The sequence below is a fragment of the Siccirubricoccus deserti genome, from assembly GCF_014283215.1.
GTDB lineage: Bacteria > Pseudomonadota > Alphaproteobacteria > Acetobacterales > Acetobacteraceae > Siccirubricoccus > Siccirubricoccus deserti.
On sequence record NZ_JACOMF010000037.1, the window covers coordinates 1 to 22,845 of the forward strand.

Annotated in this window: 15 protein-coding genes and 1 pseudogene; 5 read left to right on the plus strand and 11 right to left on the minus strand. The window is 70.1% G+C overall.

The window, feature by feature from the left end; all coding sequences use genetic code 11:
- Positions 1-112 (plus strand): annotated as a pseudogene (locus H7965_RS31155) (IS630 family transposase); the annotation flags it as partial.
- Positions 113-124: 12 nt separating this feature from the next.
- Here H7965_RS31155 and H7965_RS21475 read toward each other — a convergent pair.
- Positions 125-2,410 (minus strand): NADP-dependent malic enzyme, encoded by a 2,286-nt coding sequence (locus H7965_RS21475; RefSeq protein WP_186772637.1) that lies wholly within the window; start codon positions 2,408-2,410, stop codon positions 125-127.
- A 142-nt stretch (positions 2,411-2,552) separates the two neighbouring features.
- Between H7965_RS21475 and H7965_RS21480 the strand changes: the two genes are divergently transcribed.
- The 3 genes from H7965_RS21480 to H7965_RS21490 all read left to right on the plus strand — a co-directional run bounded on the left by H7965_RS21480 (position 2,553) and on the right by H7965_RS21490 (position 5,795).
- The gene (locus tag H7965_RS21480) at positions 2,553-2,837 is read left to right on the plus strand and encodes a hypothetical protein (protein ID WP_390624589.1); all 285 of its coding nucleotides are present in this window, start codon (positions 2,553-2,555) and stop codon (positions 2,835-2,837) included.
- Between the two features lie 108 nt (positions 2,838-2,945).
- Positions 2,946-3,944: an LLM class flavin-dependent oxidoreductase gene (locus H7965_RS21485; protein ID WP_186772639.1), complete on the plus strand. Its 999-nt coding sequence runs from the start codon at positions 2,946-2,948 to the stop codon at positions 3,942-3,944.
- A 516-nt stretch (positions 3,945-4,460) separates the two neighbouring features.
- The gene (locus H7965_RS21490) at positions 4,461-5,795 is read left to right on the plus strand and encodes a tetratricopeptide repeat protein (protein ID WP_186772640.1); all 1,335 of its coding nucleotides are present in this window, start codon (positions 4,461-4,463) and stop codon (positions 5,793-5,795) included.
- A gap of 106 nt (positions 5,796-5,901) precedes the next feature.
- On the opposite strand, the gene H7965_RS21495 is transcribed toward H7965_RS21490, so the two are convergent.
- The 3 genes from H7965_RS21495 to H7965_RS21505 form a co-directional block, all read right to left on the minus strand.
- Positions 5,902-7,896, minus strand: a complete 1,995-nt coding sequence (locus tag H7965_RS21495) for a BTAD domain-containing putative transcriptional regulator (RefSeq protein ID WP_186772641.1) — start codon at positions 7,894-7,896, stop codon at positions 5,902-5,904.
- 766 nt (positions 7,897-8,662) lie between these two features.
- Positions 8,663-9,403, minus strand: coding sequence for a sulfite exporter TauE/SafE family protein (locus H7965_RS21500; protein ID WP_186772642.1), 741 nt, complete (start codon positions 9,401-9,403; stop codon positions 8,663-8,665).
- Positions 9,400-10,302, minus strand: coding sequence for a dienelactone hydrolase family protein (locus tag H7965_RS21505; protein ID WP_186772643.1), 903 nt, complete (start codon positions 10,300-10,302; stop codon positions 9,400-9,402). The genes H7965_RS21500 and H7965_RS21505 overlap by 4 nt, the downstream gene beginning before the upstream one ends.
- 122 nt (positions 10,303-10,424) lie before the next feature.
- On the opposite strand from H7965_RS21505, the gene H7965_RS21510 reads away from it, so the two are divergent.
- Positions 10,425-11,330, plus strand: a complete 906-nt coding sequence (locus tag H7965_RS21510) for a LysR family transcriptional regulator (RefSeq protein ID WP_186772644.1) — start codon at positions 10,425-10,427, stop codon at positions 11,328-11,330.
- A gap of 599 nt (positions 11,331-11,929) precedes the next feature.
- Here the strand turns inward: H7965_RS21510 and fdhF are convergent.
- From fdhF to H7965_RS21545, 7 genes are all read right to left on the minus strand, one after another.
- The gene (gene fdhF, locus H7965_RS21515) at positions 11,930-14,677 is read right to left on the minus strand and encodes a formate dehydrogenase subunit alpha (protein WP_186772645.1); all 2,748 of its coding nucleotides are present in this window, start codon (positions 14,675-14,677) and stop codon (positions 11,930-11,932) included.
- Complete coding sequence (locus H7965_RS21520; RefSeq protein ID WP_186772646.1) at positions 14,674-16,365, minus strand: NADH-ubiquinone oxidoreductase-F iron-sulfur binding region domain-containing protein; 1,692 nt, start codon at positions 16,363-16,365, stop codon at positions 14,674-14,676. The genes fdhF and H7965_RS21520 overlap by 4 nt, the downstream gene beginning before the upstream one ends.
- Positions 16,366-16,485: 120 nt before the next feature.
- Complete coding sequence (locus tag H7965_RS21525; protein WP_186772647.1) at positions 16,486-18,522, minus strand: ABC transporter substrate-binding protein; 2,037 nt, start codon at positions 18,520-18,522, stop codon at positions 16,486-16,488.
- A gap of 13 nt (positions 18,523-18,535) precedes the next feature.
- A complete protein-coding gene (locus H7965_RS21530) occupies positions 18,536-19,534 on the minus strand; it encodes an ABC transporter ATP-binding protein (protein ID WP_186772648.1) in 999 nt (332 codons plus the stop codon).
- Positions 19,531-20,544 (minus strand): ABC transporter ATP-binding protein, encoded by a 1,014-nt coding sequence (locus H7965_RS21535; RefSeq protein ID WP_229682734.1) that lies wholly within the window; start codon positions 20,542-20,544, stop codon positions 19,531-19,533. The genes H7965_RS21530 and H7965_RS21535 overlap by 4 nt, the downstream gene beginning before the upstream one ends.
- Positions 20,522-21,646 (minus strand): ABC transporter permease, encoded by a 1,125-nt coding sequence (locus tag H7965_RS21540; protein ID WP_186772649.1) that lies wholly within the window; start codon positions 21,644-21,646, stop codon positions 20,522-20,524. Before H7965_RS21540 ends, H7965_RS21535 begins: the two co-directional genes overlap by 23 nt.
- Positions 21,643-22,635, minus strand: a complete 993-nt coding sequence (locus H7965_RS21545) for an ABC transporter permease (RefSeq protein WP_186772650.1) — start codon at positions 22,633-22,635, stop codon at positions 21,643-21,645. Before H7965_RS21545 ends, H7965_RS21540 begins: the two co-directional genes overlap by 4 nt.
- Positions 22,636-22,845: the final 210 nt, after the last annotated feature.

Consider the following 22,845-nt stretch of genomic DNA (forward strand, 5'->3'; position numbering starts at 1 on the left):
CGCCGCGCGGACCATCGACGGGCTCTGGGATGCCATCCGCGACGCCCTGCCACGCTTTACCCCGGAAGAGTGCCGAAACTACTTCACCGCCGCAGGCTATGAACCAGAATGATCGGATTCCGCCCTAGGTCGTCGCCGCCTCCCGCAGCCCGTTCGCCTGGTGCACCGCCAGCGCGGTCAGGTTGACGATGCCGCGCGCCGTGACGCTTGGCACCAGCACATGAATCGGCTTCTTCATGCCCAGCAGGATGGGGCCGAGTTGCAACCCGTCCGCCGCCGCCTTCAGCAGGTTGAAGCTGATGTTCGCGGCGTCGAGGTTGGGGAAGACCAGCAGGTTCGCGGTGTCGGTCAGCGTGCTCTCCGGCACCGCCCGGGCGCGGATCGCCGGGATTAGCGCCGCATCGGCATGCATCTCGCCATCCACCTCCAGCCCTGGGGCGCGGGCGCGGATCAGCTCCAGGGCCGCCCGCATGGTGCGCGCGGTCGGCGCATGCGAGGCGCCGAAGGAGGAATGGCTGAGCAGCGCCACCTTCGGGGTGATGGCGAAGGCCTGCACCTGCGCGGCGGCCAGCAGGGTCATCTCGGCAATCTGCTCGGCGGTCGGCTCGACCAGCAGATGGGTGTCGACGAAGAACAGCGTGCCGGAGGGGATGATGACCGCGGAGAGCGCATAGACCCGCCCGACATCCTCGCGCTTGCCGATCACGTCATAGGCGTAATGCCATTGCCGCATCCAGTTGCCGCTGCCGCCGACCAGGCAGGCATCAACCAGCCCGGCTTCCAGCAGCACCGCGGCGGTGACGGTCGGGCGGGTGCCGACCCGGCGCGCCGCGGCCTCCGGCGGCACGCCGCGGCGGCCTACCTTCTGCTGGTACAGCGCGATCAGCGGAGCAAGGGTCGCGGTGTCGGTGGTGGGGTCGATGATGTCGACGGATTCCGAGAAATCCATGCGCAGCCCCATTGCCTTGGCGCGCGCCTCGATCACCGCACGGCGGCCGATCAGCACCGGCTCGGCGATCCCCTCGTCCAGCACGGTCTGCACGGCGCGGAGCGTCCGTTCATCCTCGCCTTCCGCATAGGCGACCCGGCGGGGCGCCTGGCGCCCGGCCTCGAACATCGGCCGCATCAGATAGCCGGAGCGGAAGACGAAGCGTTCCAGCTCCCGCCGATAGGCGGCGAAATCGGCGATCGGGCGGCGAGCGATGCCGCTTTCCATCGCCGCGCGGGCGACCGCCGGGGCGATCTCCAGGATCAGCCTTGGATCGAAGGGCTTCGGGATGATGTAGTCGGGGCCGAAGATCGGGGCATTGCCGCCATAGGCCGCGGCCACCACCTCGCTCGCCTCGACCCGTGCCAGGGCGGCAATGGCGTCGGCGGCGGCGACCTTCATCGCCTCGTTGATCGCCGTCGCACCCACGTCGAGCGCGCCACGGAAGATGAAGGGGAAGCAGAGGACATTGTTGACCTGGTTCGGATAGTCGCTGCGGCCGGTGGCGACGATGGCGTCCGGCCGCACCGCGCGCACCGCTTCCGGCAGGATTTCCGGCTCCGGATTGGCCAGGGCCAGCACCAGCGGCTTCGGCCCAAGCTTGCCGAGCCATTCCGCCTTCAGCACCCGCGGCGCCGAGAGGCCCAGGAAGATGTCGACGCCGTCCAGCACCTCCTCCAGGGTCCGCGCCGAGGTTTCCCGGGCATAACGCGCCTTGTAGGGGTCGAGGTCGTTCCGGCCGGTGTGGACCACGCCGCCGATATCGCAGACGGTGATGTTCTCCCGCCTCAGCCCCATCTCGACCAGCAGGTCGAGGCAGGCCAGCGCCGCGGCGCCACCGCCGGTGTTGACCAGCCTGACGTCCTCGATCCGCTTGCCCTGCAGCACCAGCCCGTTGCGGACCGCGGCGGCGACGATGATGGCGGTACCGTGCTGGTCGTCGTGGAAGACGGGGATCCGCATCCGTTCCCGCAGCACCCGCTCCACCTCGAAGCATTCGGGCGCCTTGATGTCTTCCAGGTTGATGGCGCCGAAGCTCGGTTCCAATGCGGCGACCACCTCGATCAGCTTCGCGGGGTCGCGCTCCTCCACCTCGATGTCGATGGAATCGATGCCGGCGAATTTCTTGAAGAGGACCGCCTTGCCCTCCATCACCGGCTTGCTGGCCAGCGCGCCGATGGCGCCGAGCCCGAGCACCGCGGTGCCGTTGGAGATCACCGCGACCAGATTGCCGCGGGCGGTGTAGTCCCAGGCGGCATCGGGGTCGGCGGCGATCGCCTCGCAGGCGGCGGCGACGCCGGGGGAATAGGCCAGGCCGAGGTCGCGCTGCGTCGCCATGCGCTTGGTCGGCTCGATCGATAGCTTCCCTGGCCGCGGCAGGCGGTGATAGTCGAGCGCTGCCTTGCGGAAATCCTCGTCCATGCGGTCACCTCTGCGGCAGAGGGTACAGGGTGGGGGCCGATCAGGCGATAGTAGGCGGCAGGGCTGCACCGGGCATTTCCATCTGGCCAGGCGGGCGATCCGGCGCTTGACGCCAGCCGCCGGCGTTGCGATGCATTCGAGGGTGAGAGACCTTGTCAGCGTCAGCCGCAGCGACGAGGACACGCTCTGGGCCGTATACGCCACGGTCGGGCGCACCCATCGCGTGGCCGAGATCTTCCGCAGCCGGGCGGCGGCGCTGGCCGACCGGGATTGGCGGTCACAGCAGGTCAGCGCCTATGCGGATTTCCTGCGCCGTTCCAGGCAGCCGCTGCCCTTCTACAGCGTGGCGCCGATCCGCCGCAGCGACCTGCCGCGGAAATGGACGCCCTTGCCGGCGCTGGGCTTCCTGCGTGGGCAGTTCATCTGATAGCAGGGGCGGTACGGTTTCGCCCTGACCAGGGCGTGACCGGCTGCTGCGTTCCGTTCTGCGAATAGCGGGCTCCGCCTGGTGGAGTCCCGGCTTGGGAGAAGCGACATGAAGGTCGGGCTGTTCCTCAATACCCAATTCCCCGAGGGCGACAGCCTGCCGGCCCGGTTGCCCGAGCTGGTCTTGCAGGTGCGGCTGGCCCGCGAATCCGGCTTCGCCTCCCTCTGGTTTCCCGACCACTACATCATCGGCCCGGTGCAGATGCCCCAGCCGGTGCCGCTGATGGCCTGGCTGATGCGCGAGGCCGAGGGCATGATGATCGGTCCCAACATCCGCATCCTGCCGCTGCTGAACCCGGTGTCGGTGGCCGAGGAATCGGCGACGCTCGACCTGCTTTCGGGCGGCCGCTACGTGCTCGGCGTCGGCCTCGGCTACCGCGAGGCGGAGTTCACCGCCTTCGGCATTCCGCTGGCCGAGCGCGCCGCCCGCTTCGGCGAGAGCATCGGCCTGATGCGCCGGCTCTTCACCGAGGAGAAGGTCACCCACGAGGGCAAATTCTACACCGTGAAGGATGCGTCGCTGAGCTGCCGGCCGGTCTCGGCGGACGGCCCGCCGATCTATGTCGCCGCCATGGTGGAGGCAGCGGTTAAGCGCGCCGCGCGCATCGGCGATGCCTGGCTGATCGTCAACTCCGCCACCATCGACACGGTGCAGCAACAGATGGCGGTCTACCGCGCTGCGCTGGCCGCGGGCGGGCGCACCCCGCGGGAATACCCGATCGCCCGCGAATGCTACGTCGGCGCCTCCCACGCCACCGCCTTCGAGGAATGCCGCGAAGCGCTGCGCTACAAATACGCTGCCTATGCCTCCTGGGGCCTCGGCGGCGGCTCGGCGGCACCGACCGACGAGGCCATGTTCGGCATGCCCTTCGAGGCATTCGTCCGCAACCGCTTCATCATCGGCGACAAGGTCTCGGTGAAGGAAGAGGTGGCGCGCTACCGCGAGACGCTCGGCGTCGACCATTTCATCATGCGGGTGCAATGGCCGGGGCTGCCGCAAGAGAAGACGCTCGGCAGCATCCGGCGGCTGGGCGAGATCTTCGCTTAGAGCATGTCCAGACCGACCGTACCGATAGCCTGAAGGTCGTGTTCCAGCAGAACACGGCACTGTGCGCCGGGACGCGGAGAGGGCAGGGCGGTGGGCCACGCCCGCACTGGAGGCTGCCAAGCGCCATGGAACGGACGAGCGCTTTGGCGACCGCGTCGCCGTAGTGCCGGGGGCGATCGCACGACGGTGTCGCTGGTAGGGATAGGGGCTACAGCGTTATTGGCTGGTCGCGTGCTTCACGGCAGGCAACGACGTCGTGGGGTTGAGCCGGCCTGCAAGCGACATTCGACGTCCGGGCCCCGAAGCCGCCCTTAGCCCTGGCGACCGCTGCCTCTCGTCGAGTGCAGCGCGCTTCAGGGTTGGCCTGATTTCCGGCAAGCGGCGGGAGCGGTGAGATCCGCTCGTTTCCGCGCCGCTCAACATTCACATTGGTGTGTTTCACGGCCGCTTCACGCCTGACCGACGCGCCCCTCACGCCGTCCGCCTAAGCCTGCGCCATCAGCTTCGGAGGATCACATGACCAGGATGAGAGACGCATTGGGCAACACGCTAAGCGGGGCGAGCCCCACCGCGAGCGAGATCTACGGTCATGCCCTGGCAGAGTTTCAGGTCTACGCCGGCGACCCGGTGGCCACGGTGGACCAGGCACTCGCGATCAGCCCTGGATTCGTGATGGGCCATGCGCTGCGGGCTTGGCTTCACCTGCTGGGCACTGAGCCGACCGGCTTGCCGGTTGCACGTGAGACGCTGGCTGCCGCACGCGCCTTGCCGGCGACAGCGCAGGAGCGCGGCCACCTCGCGGCGATCGCGCACCTTGTCGAGGGCGACTGGATGGCGTCCTCCCGCGTGATGGAGGATGTTGCGATCGAGAACCCGCGTGATGCCCTGGCGCTGCAGGTCGGGCACCAGATCGACTTCTTCACCGGCAATGCCCGCATGCTGCGTGATCGGATCGCCCGCGCCCGGCCAGCCTGGAGCCAGGGCATGCCGGGCTTCCACGCCATTCTCTCCATGCATGCCTTTGGCCTGGAGGAGACGGCTGACTACGCGCGGGCCGAGGCAGAGGGCCGCAAGGCGGTGGAACTGGAGCCGCGCGACGGCTGGGGCCAGCACGCCGTCGCGCATGTGCTCGAGATGCAGAACCGCACGGCCGAGGGTATCGCCTGGATGCGACTGAACCCCGAGGCGTGGTCGGCCAACAGCTTCTTCGCCGGGCACAACTGGTGGCACCTGGCACTCTACCACCTCGATCGCGGCGAGATCGAGGAGGTGTTCGCCCTCTACGACGGGCCAGTGAAGGGTGGGCGGAGTCAGGTCGTGCTCGACCTGGTGGACGCGACCGCGCTGCTCTGGCGGCTGCACCTGCGTGGCATCGACGTCGGCGGACGCTGGGCGCCGGTCGCGGAGGCCTGGGATGCGGTGGGTGGCGCTGGCTCCTACGCCTTCAACGACTGGCACGCGGCCATGGCCTTCGCAGCGGGGCGGCGCCAGGATGGGTTGGATGCGGTGCTGGAGGCGGCCTCGCGTGCCGCCACCGGGGCAGGAGACAATGCCATGTTCACCCGCGATATCGGCATGCCGCTGATCCGCGCCATCCAGGCATTCGAGTCCGGTGACTACGCCCGGGCCGTGGCGCAGCTCCGTCCGGTGCGGGAGATCGCGCATCGGTTCGGCGGCAGCCATGCGCAGCGCGACCTGATCGACCTGACGCTGATCGAGGCGGCGATCCGCGGTGGCGATGCGGCGCTCGCCGCAGCACTTGCGGCGGAACGCGCGGCCATCCGGCCTCACTCGCCGGTGTCGCTGGACTTCTCGCGCCAGGCCCGATCGCTGCCACGGCTCGCGGCCTGACGCGACCATGGCAGGAGCGGCGCTCCCGCCGTTGCGGGACGCCTATGCATGATCGGGAGGCGACCGCGCTGCCGGCGAGCCGCCCACCACGCGACAATTCTGCCTGTTAGGTGCTTACCGGCGCTGCCGTGCCGGCGGGGGACGGGTGCGGGACGCCACGCAGGAGGTCGTCGGGCACGTCAAGACCCGCCAGGCGTACCCCGCCCAGCAGGCGCGCGAGGTCTTCCTGCCGGGCGAAGGGGTTCACATGGGCGAGCCAGCGCGCCGGCTCGTCCGGCCTTGGGTCGCGGCCGAAGGTGATGCGTTCGCGGAAGCGCGCGCGGAAGCGGTCGAGCGCCTTGCGCGCCTCCACCATATGCCCGAGATGCGCCTCGGAGGCCGCCCGATAGGCATCCATGTCCGCCGCGATCTCCGGCGCCCGCTGGGCAAGTGCGAGTGCCGCTTCGTAGTCTCCGAGACAGAATTCCGGCATGGCGGCGTAGGCATAGTACCAGTCGTCGTGGAAAGGATTGAGCCGTGCGGCGAGCGCTGCCGCCTCCCGTCCGCGCTCGGGTTGGCCCAGCACGCAATGCGTCAGCGCGAGCTGGGTCTGCATATCCGCGTCGTTCGGATTGAGTGCCTCGGCCCGCGCGAGGTGATGCTCTCCCTTCGCGAAGTTGCGGCGGTAGAGCAGCACGCGGCCAAGGATGAAATGCGCCAGCGCGTCAGCCGGGTCGAGTTCGACGGCGCGCAGGGCGTGGGTGTAGGCGCCACGCTCCCGTTCCGCCCAGCGGTCCCAGGCCATGCAGGACCATTCATTGAAGTGGGCGAGCGAAAGCCCCGCCTCGGCGCGGGCAAAACCGGGGTCGAGGGCAAGTGCGCGGCGGAAGAGCGCTTCCGCATTCCCCTGGTGCTCCGGCGCGCCGGTGCGCAGCAGCGAGAGTCCGCGCAGCCAGCATTCCCAAGCGCGCAGATCCGCTGCTGGCTTCGCGCGCGCCTCCTGCACCAGATCCTGTTCGAGCCGCTTGACGAGGGTGCCGGCAACGGCGGCGACCAGCTCGTCCGCCGCGGCCTGCATCCGTTCCGGCGAAAGATCGAGGCGCTGCGACCATAGGTGCCGTTCGTCCAGGACATCCGTCAGGTCGGCCACAAGCCGGACCTGTGCACCGCCCCGTCGCACGCTGCCGGTCAGCAGGTAGCGGGCGCCAAGCCGCTCGGCCACCTCCTTCGGCGAGGCCGCATGCGGCCGCACCGCGAGCACGGACGCGGTTGCGATCACCCGCAAGACGCTGAAGCGGCCAAGCTCGGCCGTGAGATCCTCCGCGAAGGCGCGTGCGAACCAGGCCTGCCCGGGATCCATGGAGAGGTCGGTGAAGGGCAGCACGGCGAGCGTCGGCCCGCTGTCCTCCTGAACATGGCGTGGCGCGCGGATGCGCCGGTGCAGCGCCTCCGTCTCGGGCGAGGAGACAACCCCGAGTTCGCGGGCCAGCGCGGCACGACAGCGCTCGTACTGCCGCATGGCCGCGCCGAGTGCGCCCCTTGCAAGATGCACCCGCATGAGCGCCTGGTGCGCCTCCTCCGCCGCGGGTTCGAGCGCGAGCAGCGCCTCCGCCAGCGCGATGCTTCGCTCATCGCTGCCGGCGCATGCGAGAGCGGCCGTGAGCGCGCCGGTGACGCGGTCGCGCAGCCGGGCAGCCTCGGCACGGCGCCAGTCCTCGAAGGGCTCCGCGCCGGCATCCAGGCCGTCCAGCAGGTCGCCAGCGAAGAGGACAGCCACATCCCCGATCCTGCCGGACGCCGCAAGCGCCGCCTCCAGGGCCGAGACGTCGCATTCCACCAGCTCCGCCGGGATGATGATCGCATCGCCTGCGGCACGGATGAGTCCGTCCTCCGCATCTCCGAGATCCCGGCGCAGCGTTGCCAAGCCCTGGCGGAGGCTCGTACGGGCGGCTCCCTCCGCGCTCTCCGGCCACAGCATCGCGGCAAGCCGCGCACGCGACATGTGAGCACCCGGTCGCAGCGTGAGCAGGGCCAGCAGGGCGGCGACCTTCCGGGTCGAGAACCGGACCGGGCGCCCCGCGCACTCCGCGCTGAAGCCGCCGAGCATGCGAATGCGCAACATACCCGTCTCCTCGCCGCGCGGCGTAGCGTCGTCGGCCATTATGCGTGCCGGCGTTCGGCGACGCATGGGAATTGGCACGACCAAGGCGCGGTCATGACGTGGTGGCGTCCATGGAGCCTATATCGCCCGTGGTTGCTGCGCCACTGACCCACAGGCCGCGCCAATGGACCAGCCGGGGCGACGGGTCTTGTCTTCATACGCCTCGCCTTCCGGCATCACGGCGCCGGTTCGGCCCCGGCCTGACGAACCTTGTCCGAGGCCGTCGCACGCGTGGCGCCGGATGGAGGTATCGTGGCCATGGTCCGAGGCCGCACATGCGGCCTTCTGCTATACCTCGCGATCCGGCTTCCCGGCATGCGCCGGCTGTATGGTGGTACGCCTTCCAAGCGCCGGTTTGACCAGCGGCATGCGGCAGAGGCGTGCGCGGCGCTTGGTGCCGCGCCGCTCATCGGGTGCGCTGTCAGGTAGGGCAGGAGTTTGGATCGCAGCAGCATCCGATGTCGAACGGGTCGCGGTTGACCTCACGCCGCCCGCATCTTGCAGCGCTGCGGTCGATCGGGCCGAAACGGTTGGGGTCGGGCGGGGAACCTCCGGAGGCGGGGATTAGCATCCGCATTCCGCCTTTGGCCGCCGCATGAAGGCGCTATGTGAGAAACCGAGCGAGGGTAAGATAAGCCATAAAGAATGCACGAGGATCCACGGGCGCGGGATCCGGCCTTTACGCCGCACGGGACAGGCGCCCTGCGCAATTCGTCTGCGATCCGCTCTAATGTAAGGCCCGCAGCGCCAGCCAGCTCCCGAGCAGCGCGAGTGAGGCGAGGAACCACAGGCGGAACCGCCGGGGCTCCACCCGGGCCCGGATCCTCTGGCCGACAACCATGCCGACCAGCGCCGGCCCGAGGGCCAGCAGGGAGGCCAAGGCCATCGAGGGCGCGAAGGCGCCGTGCAGGCCGAGCCCGGCCGCCAGGGCCAGGGTCGAGACGGTGAAGGAGAGGCCAAGCGCCTGGACCAATTCATCCCGCTGCAGGCCCAGCGCCTGCAGATAGGGCACCGCCGGCACGACGAAGACCCCGGTGGCGCCGGTCACCAGCCCGGTCGCCAGCCCGGCAAGCGGCCCCAGCCACGGCTCTGCCCGCGGCGGTATCCGCAGCCGCGGCGCCCAGAGCGCCACGGCGGCATAGACCACAAGCACGGCCCCGAGCGCCGCCGTGGCCATGCTGCCCCCGGTCAGCGACCAGCTGCCAGCCACGGTCCCGGCAAAGGCGCAGCCGAGCATCGGCCAGAGGCGTGCCAGCAGCGGCGCCAATCGCGTGCCGGCGGCCATCTGCCAGAGGTTGGTGACGAAGGACGGCACCAGCAGCAGAGTCGCCGCCTGCGCCGGTGGCATGGCAAGCGTCAGCAGCCCCATCGCCAGCGTCGGCAGGCCCAGCCCGACAATACCCTTCACCATGCCAGCCAGCAGGAACACCAGCCCGATGGCGGCGGGAAGCAGGGCCTCGCCGATCATCGGCGTGCTCCCGGTTCCGCTGCCCGCGCTGCCGGCCCGAACACTCGGTCATCGACCGGCGTCGCCTCGCCCTCCGTCCCCAGGGCGCGCGCGAACCAATGTGCGACCCGCATGGCGGAGACCTCAAACAGCCGCGGCTCCGGCGTCGCCCTGATGCGCCCGGCGCCGTCGGGCCGTGGCATCATGGTCGGCCCCTCGCTCCTGAAGGCCGGCCGGTCCCAGGCATAGCCGGTGCCGGCGATCTCGACGCGCTCCACCGGCCCCCATTGCGACAGCACCGCCGCCGCCTGGGCACACTCTGGCGGGGGATTCGCGGCGTCACGATCGCCGTGCATGAGAAGGACCGGCGATGATCCGGCGGAAACGCCGACCTCATACCGCAACAGATCGCGCTCCAGCCCGATGCAGCCGGGATAGAGCATTGCCCTGGCGGCAATCCGGTCGGTCCCGTCCGGCGCGGGCGGCGCGGTCAGCGCGGCGCGGCCGCCAACCCCGAAGCCTAGCACGCCGATGCGGCCGGCAATGACGCGTGGGTCGCGGGAAAGCTCCCGGATGATGATGGCCACGGTCGCCGCGAGGCCCGGCGGTGACGCACCGGGCCCGGCGGCCTCGGCCACCGCCTGCAGATCCACTTCGAGCACCGGCAGCCCCGCGGCGCCGAGTCGCGCCACATAGGCATCCGCACGCCAGTCGGGGCCGAGTGCGTCCGGCAGGATCACCACCATGGGCGAAGGCCCGGTACCCCGTCCCGATGGCCAGGAGATCACGCCGACCACCGCCGGTCTTCCGCTGGCCTGGAACATCTCGCGCCGCACGCCATCGGCCGGCGCAGGCAGCGGCGCTGCCGTGGCCACGCCGGCGAGGACAGCCAGCATCCGCACGGACATCAATGCCTTCATCGAACCCGGCCTCCTGCACGCCTGCGCACGACCTTGCGGGCGGCCCTCCGGGCGGACAATCTGGCTCTCGGCAAGTCAGCCTTCGGCTGGGACGAAGGCATGCACGCGGAGCGCCCCGGGCGATGCATTTCGACCTGACGGATCTGCGCCTGTTCCTGGCGACGGTGGAGACGGGCAGCATCACGCGCGGCGCGGACCGCTCCGCCCTCGCATTGGCATCGGCAAGCGGGCGGATCAAGCGGATGGAACAGGCGCTCGGCGTGCCCCTGCTGCTGCGCGGCCGGCGCGGGGTGGAGCCATCGCCGGCCGGTCACGCCCTGGCCCATCACGCACGGGTCGTGCTGCAGCAGCTCGAGCGGATGCGGGGCGAACTCGGCGATTACGCGCATGGGCTGAAGGGTCATGTGCGGTTGTTCGCCAACACCGCGGCGGTCAGCGAATACCTCCCCGACCTGCTCGCGCAGTGGCTCGCGCAGCACCCGAATGTGGACGTGGACCTTGAGGAACGGCCCAGCCATGCGATTGTCGAAGCGGTCGCCGGCGGGCTTGCCGATGCCGGCATCGTCGCCGATTGGGCACAGGCGACAGGGCTGGAAGTCCTGCCATTCCGTCTCGACCGCCTGGTGCTGGTCGTACCGCGCGGCCATGCCCTGGCGGGCCGGCGCAGGATCGCCTTTGCTGACATCATCGACCAGGATTTCGTCGGGCTGACGGAGGGTGCCGCGCTGCAGGACCACCTTGCCCGCAATGCCGCCGGCGTCCGGCGAAGGCTGCGGCTCCGTGTGCGGGTACGGAGCTTCGATGCGGTTTGCCGCCTGGTCGAGCAAGGAGTCGGCCTGGGCATCGTGCCGCGGACGGCAGCGGATCGTTGCCGCCGTTCCATGGCAATACGTGCGGTGCCGCTCAATGACGCCTGGGCGGAGCGCCGTCTCGGCATTTGCGTGCGGACCATGGCGCAGCTTCCCGCGCATGCGCGGCGGCTGGTGGAACACCTCGCACGCGAAGGCCAGCAGGCGGAGCTGGCCTGACGCGCTGCGGGGCGGCCATTTGCCCCATCGACCTGCCACGCCCAGGTCGCGCAACCTGCTGATCCGGCGATGGCACGCCAAACGTGCATTGCGCTGGCGACTGCGGCCGGTATGGAGAACAGGGCGATCTGCACTGAGATGGGTGCCGGCGCCGACACGGTCGGCAAGCGGCACCGCCCTTGGCAGGATGGGGGAAAGACAGCGTCTCCTCTCCGAGCTCAATGAGCCCGGCGCCAGGTTCAACGACGTGGCTGCCACCCGGCAGCCGGCGCTGTTCCACCCCATCGCCCGCAGCCGGATGGGGCCGAACCTGAGCCGATCATCTCCCGCAATTGACTGACGTTCGGGCTCTTCTCCTGCAGCCCGCGCAGCGCCATCCTGCCCTCGGGCACCGTCGCAGCCCTATCACCGCGGTGGCCGCCACACGGTTCGCTCCGCTCAGCATAGGCGATCCGCCCCAAACTCGCGCTCGGTCGCTCCCGCACCACCATCCGGGACACGGCGGGGGCGGGACGCAGCCCTCATTTCGTCACTCTCTATGCCTGCTCTCGTTGCGCCATGCGGGATGGCGCCCGGAGGTATGGCGAGCCTTGCATGCGTCAGCCAGCCATCCGCATTACCCGCGCCGCGCAGTATTTGAATCCCGGGATCTTGCCCTCGGGATCGAGCTGCGGATTGGTCAGCAGGTTCGCCGCGGCTTCCCGGTAGGCGAAGGGAATGAATGCCATGCCCTCCGGCAGGCCCGGATCCGCCCGTGCGCGGAGCTCGACCCCACCGCGCCGCGTCTCGACACGGAGCCGCTCGCCTGGAGTCGCGCCGAGCCGTTGCAGCTCGGCCGGGTTGAGCGACACCGTCGGGCCGGGCTCAAGCCGATCGAGTACCAGGGCACGGCGCGTCATGGTGCCGGTGTGCCAGTGTTCCAGCTCACGCCCCGTGGTCAGGACGAAGGGGAAAGCCGCATCCGGCAGCTCGGCCGGGTTCGACAGCCCTGCCGGCACCAGCCGCGCCCGCCCGGTCGGGGTCGGAAAGGCATCGCCGAAGACGATCTCCAGACCGGGTGCGTCGGGTCCGCCGCAGGGATAGGTGACGCTGCCCTCGCGCTCCAGCCGCTCCCAGGTGATGTTGGCGAGTGACGGCATCGCCTGAGTCATCTCGGCGAAGACCTCCCGCGGATGGGCATAGTCCCAATCCAGCCCCAGCCGCTGCGCGAGGTCGACGATGATCGCAAGATCCTGCCGCGCCTCTCCGGGCGGCTGCAGCGCGGCGCGGCCCAGCTGCACCTGGCGGTTGGTGTTGGTCACCGTGCCGTTCTTCTCCGGCCAGGCCGAGGCCGGCAGCACGATATCCGCCAGCGCCGCCGTCTCGGTCAGGAACAGGTCCTGCACCAGCAGATGATCCAGCCGCGCCAGCGCCGCCCTGGCATGCGCCACATCCGGGTCCGACATCGCCGGATTCTCGCCCATCACATACATGCCGCGGATCACGCCGCGCTCCGCCGCCTGCATGATCTCGACCACGGTCAGCCCGGGGGTGGGGTCGAGCGGCGCACCCCACAGTTCCTCAAGGAAGGCGCGGGAGGCAGGATCCTGGGTGCGGTGATAGTCCGGGAACATCATCGGGATCAGCCCGGCATCGGAGGCGCCCTGCACGTTGTTCTGCCCACGCAGCGGGTGCAGCCCGGTACCCGGCCGCCCGACCTGGCCGCAGAGCAGAGCGAGGGCGATCAGCGCCCGCGTGTTGTCCGTGCCGTGGATCGATTGGCTGATGCCCATCCCCCACAATGTCAGCGCCGCGCCTGCCCCGGCGTACAGTCGCGCGACGTGCCGGATCTGGGCTGCCGGCACGCCGCAGATCGGCTCCATCACCTCTGGCGCATAACCCGCGAGATGCGCGCGCAACGCATCCAGCCCGTCGACGCGGGCGGCGACGAATTGCCGGTCGAACAGCTCCTCAGTCACCACGACGTACAGGATGGCGTTCAGCAGCGCCACGTCCTGCCCGGGCAGAAAGCGCACCACCTCTTCGGCGAAGCGGTCGAGGCCGGTGCCGCGCGGGTCCATCACCACCAGCTTCGCGCCGCGCGTCGTGGCTTCCTTGAGAAAGGTGGCGGCAACGGGGTGGTTCTCGGTCGGGCGGGCGCCGATGACGAGCAGCAGGTCGGCCTCCGCCGCCGCGGTGAAGGGGGCGGTGACCGCCCCGCTGCCGATCCCTTCCAGCAGCGCCGTGACGCTGGCGGCGTGGCAGAGCCGGGTGCAGTGGTCCACATTATTCGTGCCGAAGCCGGTGCGGACCAGCTTCTGGAACAGATAGGCTTCCTCGTTCGACCCCTTGGCGCTGCCGAAGCCGGCCAGTGCCTGCGGGCCGATGCTGTCACGGATGCGGAGCAGCCCCGCAGCGGCGCGATCCATCGCCTCTTCCCAGGATGCCTCGCGGAACTTCGCGCGGGCGCGTCGCGGATCGAGGCAATCCGCCGGGTCCTTCGCCGCGCCCTCGATGCGCAGCAGCGGCCGGGTCAGCCGGTCCGGATGGCCGAGATAGTCGAAGCCGAAGCGGCCCTTGACGCAGAGCCGCCCCTGATTCGCCGGCCCATTACGCCCGACCACCTCCTCCAGCCGCCCGTCGCGCAGCCGGAACCCCACCTGGCAGCCGACGCCGCAATAGGGGCAGACGCTCGGCACCTCCCGCTGCGGCGGCGCGGCCCGGCGTCCGGCATCATCCAGTACGGTCCTGGGCAGCAGCGCGCCGGTCGGGCAGGCCTGCACGCACTCGCCGCAGCCGACGCAGGATGACGCGCCCATCGGGTCGAGCAGGTCGAAGCTGACGGTCACCCCCATGCCGCGCCGGGCCAGACCGATGACATCATTATGTTGCACCTCGCGGCAGGCGCGTTCGCACAAGCCGCACTGGATGCAGGCATCGAGCTGCACGGCCATCGCGGGGTGCGACATGTCGGACGCGGGCCGAGCATCCTCCGGCACGAAGCGGGAGGTCGTGACGCCGGACTGCCGTACCCAGCGGGCGAATGCCCCGTCGGAGTCGCGGGCCTCCGGCCCGGCCGGCATGTCGGCCAGCAGCAGTTCGAACACCATCCGCCGCGCCCGCGTCGCGCGGGCCGAGGCGCTGTGCACGACCATTCCCGGCACCGGTGTCCGGATGCAGGAGGCGGCGAGGACACGCTCGCCCTCGACCTCGACGAGGCAGGCGCGGCAATTGCCGTCCGGCCGGTAACCGGGCCGCGGCAAGTGGCAGAGATGCGGAATCTCCAAGCCCTCACGCGCGGCGACGGTCCAGATCGTCTCGCCGGGTGCGGCCGCGACCGGGCGGCCATCCAGGGTGAAGTGCGTCATGGCACGGCCTCCGGGAAGAAGCGCAGCAGGCTCCGCACCGGGTTCATCGCCGCCTGGCCGAGGCCGCAGATCGAACCATCCGCCATCGCCTGCGCGAGTTCCTCGAGCAATGCGCGATCCCAGGCCGGAGCATCGAGCAGCCGCGCGCCCTTGGCGGTGCCAACGCGGCAGGGCGTGCACTGGCCGCAACTCTCGTCACGGAAGAAGCCGAGCAGGTTGCGCACGGCGGCCGCCAAGTCGTCCTGCTCGCTGAGCACGATGACGGCGCCCGAGCCGACGAAGCAACCCTCGGCCTCCAGCGTGCCGAAGTCGAGCGGCAGGTCCGCCAGCCGCTCCGGCAGGATCCCGCCCGAGGCACCGCCGGGCAGATAGGCCACGAAGCGGTGCCCCGGCAGCATGCCGCCGGCGTACTCCTCGATGAGCTCGCGCGCGGTGATGCCGGCAGGGGCGCGCTTCACGCCGGGGTCCCGCACCCGGCCGGACACCGAGAACAGCCGCTGGCCGCGGCGACCCCGCCGCCCCGCCGAGGCATAGCGTGCCGCGCCGTCCGGCGTGCCGAGGATGTCGGGCAGCCACCAGAGCGTCTCGACGTTGTGGATCAGCGTGGGATGGCCGAACAGCCCGGTTTGGCCGGGAAAGGGCGGCTTGTGGCGCGGATAGCCGCGACGGCCTTCCAGGCTTTCGAGCAGCGCGGTTTCCTCGCCGCAAATGTAGGCGCCGGCGCCGCGACGCAGGTGCACGGGCATCGGCAGCAGCCCGGCGGCGTCCAGTGCGGCGATCTCGCGCGCCAGGGCGTGGCGCAGCCAAGGGTACTCGTCGCGCAAGTAGAACCAGCAGGCCTCCGCATCGATTGCGACGGCGGCCAGCAGCATGCCTTCCAGCACGCGGTGCAGGTCGGTCTCCAGGCAGTGGCGGTCCTTGACGGTGCCGGGCTCGCCTTCGTCGGCGTTGACCACCAGGTGGCGCGGGGCGGGATTGGCCAGGACCGATTGCCATTTTCGGGCGACGGGGAAGCCCGCCCCGCCCAACCCGCGCAGGCCGGAAGCGGTCAGCGCGGCCAGCATGGCCCCGGTCACGAGGTGGCCGGCGCGCGCGCCGCGCAGCGTGGCGTAGCCGCCCTGTGCGGCGTAGGTGGCGAAGCCGGGCGGTTCCGGGGCGGCTGGGGCCTGGACCAGTGCGGTGGCCACGACCTCCGGTGTCGCGTGTTCGACCAGCGCGTGGCCCACGGCGCAGGCGGGGGCACGATGGCAGGCCCCCATGCAGGGTGCGGCCAGCACCCGTGCGCCGGCGGGCGGGGCCTGCCTCAGCGTGCCAAGCAGCGACTCGCCACCCGCCATGGCGCAGGGCAATCCCTGGCAGACCCGGAGGGTGACCGCGGGCGGGGCGGGCGCGTCGTCCGGGAGGATGTCGAAATGGGCGTAGAAGCTGGCGGTCTCGAACACCGCGACGGGTGCCAGGCGCAGCAGCGTGGCGAGCGCGACCAGATGCCCTTCCCGCAGGCAGCCCTGGCTGTCCTGCAGGGCGTGCAGGTGCTCGATGAGGAGGTCGTGGCGAAGTTCCAGCCCCCGGGCCGCCAGCGCTTCCTCGACCGTGGCCTGCGCACCCGGCACTACGCCACGGCCACGCGGCCCGGAGCGCGGCAAGGCCCAGCCGGCGATCCCCCCGGCCGGCGGCGACGGACGGATCATGTGACGCAACCTTCCAGTGTCGTCCTGCATCAGCGCCTTCCAGGCATGGCGGCGCATGATATCACCGGACGTGGCCTCGCCGATCCGGTTGCCGTGCCGGAAGTGCCGACGCAGAAGCGACTACGTCTTGAAGTACCACTGTTCCGGGTGCGCGCCCCAGGGGGTACGGATGTGCTGGGAGATGCCGGTACGTGCCGGCACATTTTCCAGCCGCTCGCTGACGACGCGCACGCCCATGAAGGCGGGCGAAAGGCCGACCAGGCCAATGCCCCATTGCTGCTCCACCGCAAGCTTCCAGATCTCCCTCGCGGTGGCGACACGCTCCGCCTCCCGCTGGCCGGCTGCGGCGCGCATCAGCTCGAAGCCGCGCAGCATTTCCGGCTCCACCGGCTTCGTGCCGCGCTCGCCATTGGAGGCGAACCACAGCGCATAGGCATTGCCCATCACCCCTGCGGTCGGATCGACCGGCAGGGTATAGCGCGGGTACAGGTACAGGCTCTCCGTGCCGTTGTTGGTCCACATCAGGATCTGGTTCTGGTCGTTGCGCGCACGGGTTAGCGCCAGGCTGCGCTCCATCACCTTGACATCGCCCGCGATGCCAATCTGCCGCCAGTGCTGGACGATCATCTCCGCCTGCTGCGGCCAGGTGGGCGAGAGCGTCTGCGCCACCGCGATCTCGATGCGCAGGCGCTGGCCGTTGTCGCGGCGCAGCCGGTACCCCTCGCGATCCTTGCGGTTGAGGCCGAGGCCATCGAGGATCTTGTTCGCCTGCGCCGGATCATGGGTCGACCAGCGCGTGCGCCATTCCTCGCCCGGCGACTCCGGGATCACCTTGTCCGGGATGACCGAGCCCGGCGTGCCGAGGCCGAGCCAGAAGGCCTCGTTCAGCTGCTCCCGGTCGATCCCGAGCGAGAGCGCGCGGCGGAAGCCGGCCTGGCCCAGCCAATGGCCGATCTCCTTGTCCTCGGTATAGGTCAGCGTGGGGAACAGCACCGAATCCGCGCCGTTGAAGCCGAGGTCGAGATGCACGCGGTAGCCGCTGCGCTGCCGGTTCTCCAGAATCACCGGCAGCTTGCCGAGATCGATGAAACGCTCCTGGTAGTCGTATTCGCCGGCGATGGCGCGCAGGTTCACCACCTCGGGGTTCTCGGCCAGGGTAAGCTGGATGCGGTCGATGTAGGGAAGCTGGTTGCCCTCGGTATCGACCGCGTAGAAATAAGGGTTGCGCTCCAGCACCCATTGCTGGCCGGTGATCGGCTGCACCATCCGCCAGGCGCAGAGCGTCGGCAGCTCGCGGTTCAGCCGCCAGTCCGAGCGGTTCTGGAAGAGCTGCACCCAGTTGTTGAAGCCGGCGGCGCGTGCCTGCGCGTTCAGCGCCTCCACCGAGGAATACTTCGGCAGGAACTGCTTGAGGTAGTGCCGCGGCGCATAGACGCTGTAGGCGCGCCCGTCCGATTGCTGCCGCGTCTGCCCGCCGCCCACCAGCGTGTCGCCGGCAAGCAGATAGGGAAACAGGTAGTAGGGTTCGTCGAATTCGAAGGCGACGGTGACATCGTCGATCTTCACCACGCGGCCGGGTTTGCCGTTCGCCGCCATCTCGGCGGCCGGCGCCGGCACTAGGTCGCGGTTGCCGTACAGCTCCTCGAACCAGAACACCCAATCGTCGGCGGTGTGCGGCGTGCCATCGGACCAGCGCATGCCGCGGCGCAGGAAGACGGTGGTGCGCTTGCCATCCTCCGCAAGCTCGTAGCCGCGCAGCAGGCAGGGTTCGAGCTGCGTGCCGGTCTTGTCGAAGAACAGCGGCTTGTCGGCGGACATGAGTCGATTGCCGTTCTCGCTGTCGCCGGGGCCGATGAAGCCGCGGCGCCAAGTGCCGCCGTAGCGGCCGATGCTGCGTAGCGGCTGGATCACCATCACATCCTGCGGCAGGCGCTCCTCGACCGGCGGCAGGCGCCCCGCCCGTACCTGCTCGGCCAGCATCGGGGCCTCCTGGAAGCGTCGCGGGACGCGGGCCGGGTCGGTGACGATGGCCGGGCCCTCCAGCGTGCCGACCAGGCCGGACTGGCCGATCGCCCCGCCGCCGCCCGATTGCGCTGCGGCGGCCGCGGCAAGGCTCGTCGCCGCCAGCACCGTCGCCCCGAATTCGCGTCGCCGCATTGTTCTTTCCTCCCTATCCCACGCCGGCGAGTTCGAGCTCCCTGGCGCGATGGCAACTGGTCCAGCGTCCCGGCGTCACCTCGGTCAGCTCCGGCCGCTCGATACGGCAGCGCTCCACCGCATAAGGGCAGCGCGGATGGAAGGCGCAGCCGGGCGGCGGGTTGGCGGGGTCCGCCACCTCGCCCAGCACCGCCAGCTGCCGGCCACGCCGCGCCGGGTCGGGCGCCGGCACCGCGGCCAGCAGTGCCTCGGTATATGGGTGGCGCGGCGTGCGGTAGAGGGTGGCGGTCGGCGCCACTTCAACGATGCGGCCGACATACATCACCGCCACACGGTCGCTGACATGCCGCACCACGCCAAGGTCATGCGCGACGAACAGCATGGACAGCCGCAGCCGGTCCTGCAGGTCCAGCAGCAGGTTGATGATCTGCGCCTGCACCGAGACGTCGAGCGCCGATACCGGCTCATCCGCCACCACCAGCCGCGGCTGCAGCGCCAGTGCCCGGGCGATGCCGATGCGCTGCCGCTGCCCGCCGGAGAAAGCATGCGGGAAGCGCGAGCGGGCGCTTGCCGGCATCTGCACCAGGTCGAGCAGCTCCAGCACCCGCGCCTGGCGCTCCGCCGCGGGCACCCCGTTCACCTTCAGCGGCTCGGCGATGATGTCGCCCACCATCATGCGCGGGTTCAGCGAGGAATAGGGATCCTGGAAGATCATCTGCATGTGCCGCCGGAGCGGCCGCAGCTGGCGCTTGGGCAGCCCCACCAGCTCCACCACCCGGCCGTCCTCCGGTGCAAAGCGGATCTCGCCGGAGGTGGCGCGCAGCGCCCGCAGGATGCAGCGGGAGACGGTGGTCTTGCCGCAACCGCTTTCGCCGACCAGGGCCAGCGTCTCGCCGGCCGCGATATGGAAGCTGACGCCATCCACCGCGCGTACCCGCCCGACTTCCCGCCGTAGCAGCCCGGCGCGGATCGGGTAGTGCTTGCGCAGCTCGGACACCTCCAACACGTTCATGCCGGTACGTCCAGGAAGCAGCTGGCGCCCGCAATGCCGGGCGGGATGGCGGGCGGCATCTCCGCGGTGCAGCGGCCCGGAATCACCTCGGCGCAGCGCGGGTGGAAGGCGCAGCCGGCGGGGCGGGCGCCGGGATGCGGCACCGCGCCGCCGATGGTCGCCAGTCGTTGCCGCGGCGCCGCCAGCACGCTGGGCACGGCGCGCAGCAGGGCGCGGGTATAGGGGTGCCGTGGCGCGGCGAAGAGCGCCGCGACGGGAGCATATTCGACGACGCGGCCGAGATACATCACCGCCACCTCGTCGGTCATCTCGGCGATCACGCCCATGTCGTGGGTGATGAGCATCAGCGCGATCCGCTTCTCCGCCTGGAGCCGGCGCAGCAGGGCGAGGATCTGCGCCTGGGTGGTGACGTCGAGCGCGGTCGTCGGTTCGTCGGCGATCAGGATGTCCGGGTCGCCGGCCAGGGCCATGGCGATGCCCACGCGCTGGCGCAGCCCGCCGCTGAGCTCGAAGGGGTAGGCGTCAATGCGTGTCTCCGGGCGCGGGATGCCGACCTCCCGCAGCAGCTCGATGGCGCGGTTGCGCGCCTCGGCTTTGGAGATGTCGCTGTGCTGGCGCACCGCCTCGATGATCTGGTTGCCGACGGTGTAGTGGACGCTGAGCGCCGTCATCGGCTCCTGGAAGATCAGCCCGACCCGGCCGCCGCGCACCGCGCGCATCCGCGCCGATTCTGGGTCGAGCGCCGCCAGGTCGACCTCCTGCGGGGTGCCGGGGTCGAGCAGGATGCGACCGCCGGTGATGCGGCCGGGCCGGTCGATGATGCGGAGGATGGAGCGGGCCGTCACCGACTTGCCGCAGCCGCTCTCGCCGACAATGCCGAGGGTGCGGCCGGCGCGCAGGTCGAAGCTTACGCCCTCAAGCGCATGGACATTGCCCTGCTCCATTTCGAACCGCACCGCGAGGTCGCGGACGGCGAGGGCGATCGGCTCAGCCATAGGGGTCGGCCGCATCGCGCAGTCCGTCGCCGAGGAAGTTGAAGGCCAGGATCACCACGGTCACCGGTACGGCGGCGGAGAGCAGCCAGGGTGCCCCCGCCAGCACCTGGATGTTCTGCGCATCCTGCAGCAGGATGCCCCAGCTCACCGCCGGCGGCCGCAGGCCGAGGCCGAGGAAGCTCAATGCCGTCTCGCTCACGATCATGGCCGGCAGGGCAAGGCTGACGGCGGCGATGATATGGCTGGCGAAGGAGGGCAGCATGTGGCGGAAGATGATCCGACCCTGGCTGGCCCCGGCGAGCTCCGCCGCCACCACGAAATCTTCCTCCCGCAGCGACAGGAAGCGGCCGCGCACCACGCGGGCGAGGTCGGTCCAGCCGATGAGCGAGATGATGACGGTGATCGCCAGATAGACCTGCGTGACGCTCCAGGTGTTCGGCAGGGCCGCGGCGAGGCCCATCCAGAGCGGGATGGTGGGGATCGAGCGCAATATCTCGATCACCCGCTGGATCACCGTGTCGACCCAGCCGCCATAAAGGCCGGAAATGCCGCCCAGCAGCACGCCGAGCAGCAGGCTCAGGGTGACACCGGCCAGCCCGATCGACAGCGAGACGCGCGTCGCCACCACCATCCGGGAATAGAGGTCGCGGCCGAGCTGGTCGGTGCCGAGCAGGAAGATGCCGTCGCCACGGCTGCCGCCCTCGATGCCCAGCAGGTGGATGTTGGTCTCGAACAGCCCGAACAGCGCGTAGTCGTAGCCGCGGGCGAAGAGCGTCACTGGCAGCTTGCGGTTCGGGTCCGGCGTGTAGACCAGCTTGAAGGTCTGCGGGTCCCGCACCCCGCGCAGGCCATAGACATGCGGGCGGAAGGCGCCGTCGTCGAACAGGTGGATGGCCTGGGGCGGGATGAAGCTGCGCCGGGCATCCGTGGCATGCGGGTCGCTGATCGCCAGGAAGTCGGCGAAGACCGCCACCGCATAGAAGAGCGCGACGATGAACAGGCTGATGAGAGCCAGCCGATGGCGGCGGAAGCGCCACCAGGTGAGCTGGAGCTGGGTCGCCTGGGCGAAGCGGTCCTGCCCCGCCGTCGCGCCGATGTCGGCCGCTGCCGCGCTCATCCGTGTCCCTCCAGGCGGATGCGGGGGTCGATCCACATCAGCAGCACGTCGGAGATCAGCGTGCCGACCACGGTCATGATGCCGAGCAGCAGCACGATGGTGCCGGCCAGGAACATGTCCTGCGCCACCAGCGCCTGCAGCAGCAAAGGCCCGACCGTGGGCAGCCCGAGCACCAGCGAGACGACGATGCTGCCGGAGACCAGATAGGGAAACAGATAGGCGACCGAGCTGGCGAAGGGGTTCAGCGCCGCCCGCACCGGGTATTTCAGGATGGTCCGCCGTTCCGTCAGCCCCTTGGCGCGGGCGGTGACGACATAGGGCTTGCGCAGCTCGTCCAGCAGGTTGGCGCGCATGATGCGGATGAGCTGGGCGGTGCCCGCCAGCGCCAGCACCGCTGCCGGCAGCGGCAGGTGTTTCGCCAGGTCCCAGACCCTGGCCCAGCTCCAGGGCGCCTGCACGTAGTCCGGTGAGAACAATCCACCGACGTTGAGCCCGAGGTAACGGAAGCCGAGGTACATCAGGATCAGCGCCAGCAGGAAGTTCGGCACCGCCAGCCCGATGAAGCCGAGCGTGGTGAAGACGTAGTCACCGATCGAGTATTGCCGCACCGCGGAATAGATCCCGATCGGCAGGGCGATGGCCCAGGTCAGGAAGAGCGCCGCGAAGGACACTACCATGGTGAGCCAGAGCCGGTCGCCGATCACCTCCGTCACCGGCCGGCGCCAGACCATGGAGACTCCGAAGTCACCCTCCAGCACGCGTCCCAGCCAGCGGGCGTATTGCACGAGGGCGGGCTGATCCAGGCCGTAGTCGCGCCGCATCGCCTCCGCCTGCTCGTTGGAGACGGTGCTGCCGCTGGCCGCCAGGTTGGCGATGTAGGCATCGACGAAGTCGCCGGGCGGCAGCCGGATGATGATGAAGGTGAGCACCGAGATGAACAGGCAAGTGACCAGCGCGAGGCCGAGCCTGCGCAGCAGGTACATCAGCATGCGCGTGCGCTTCCGGCGGCGCCGTTTGCTGCCACTTCGACATTCCCCCCGCCCGGCGCGCGTGCATGCGGCCGATGCGTAACCATTAGACATGGGTGTACCGATGGGGGCAAGCGCCCACGACAGGTTCGCCCGCCATGTCTTCGGGGCAACTGAGGGCGCTGCTGCCTCCCCCCAGCCTGGCATCCTCGGCGGACCGGCGTCTTCATG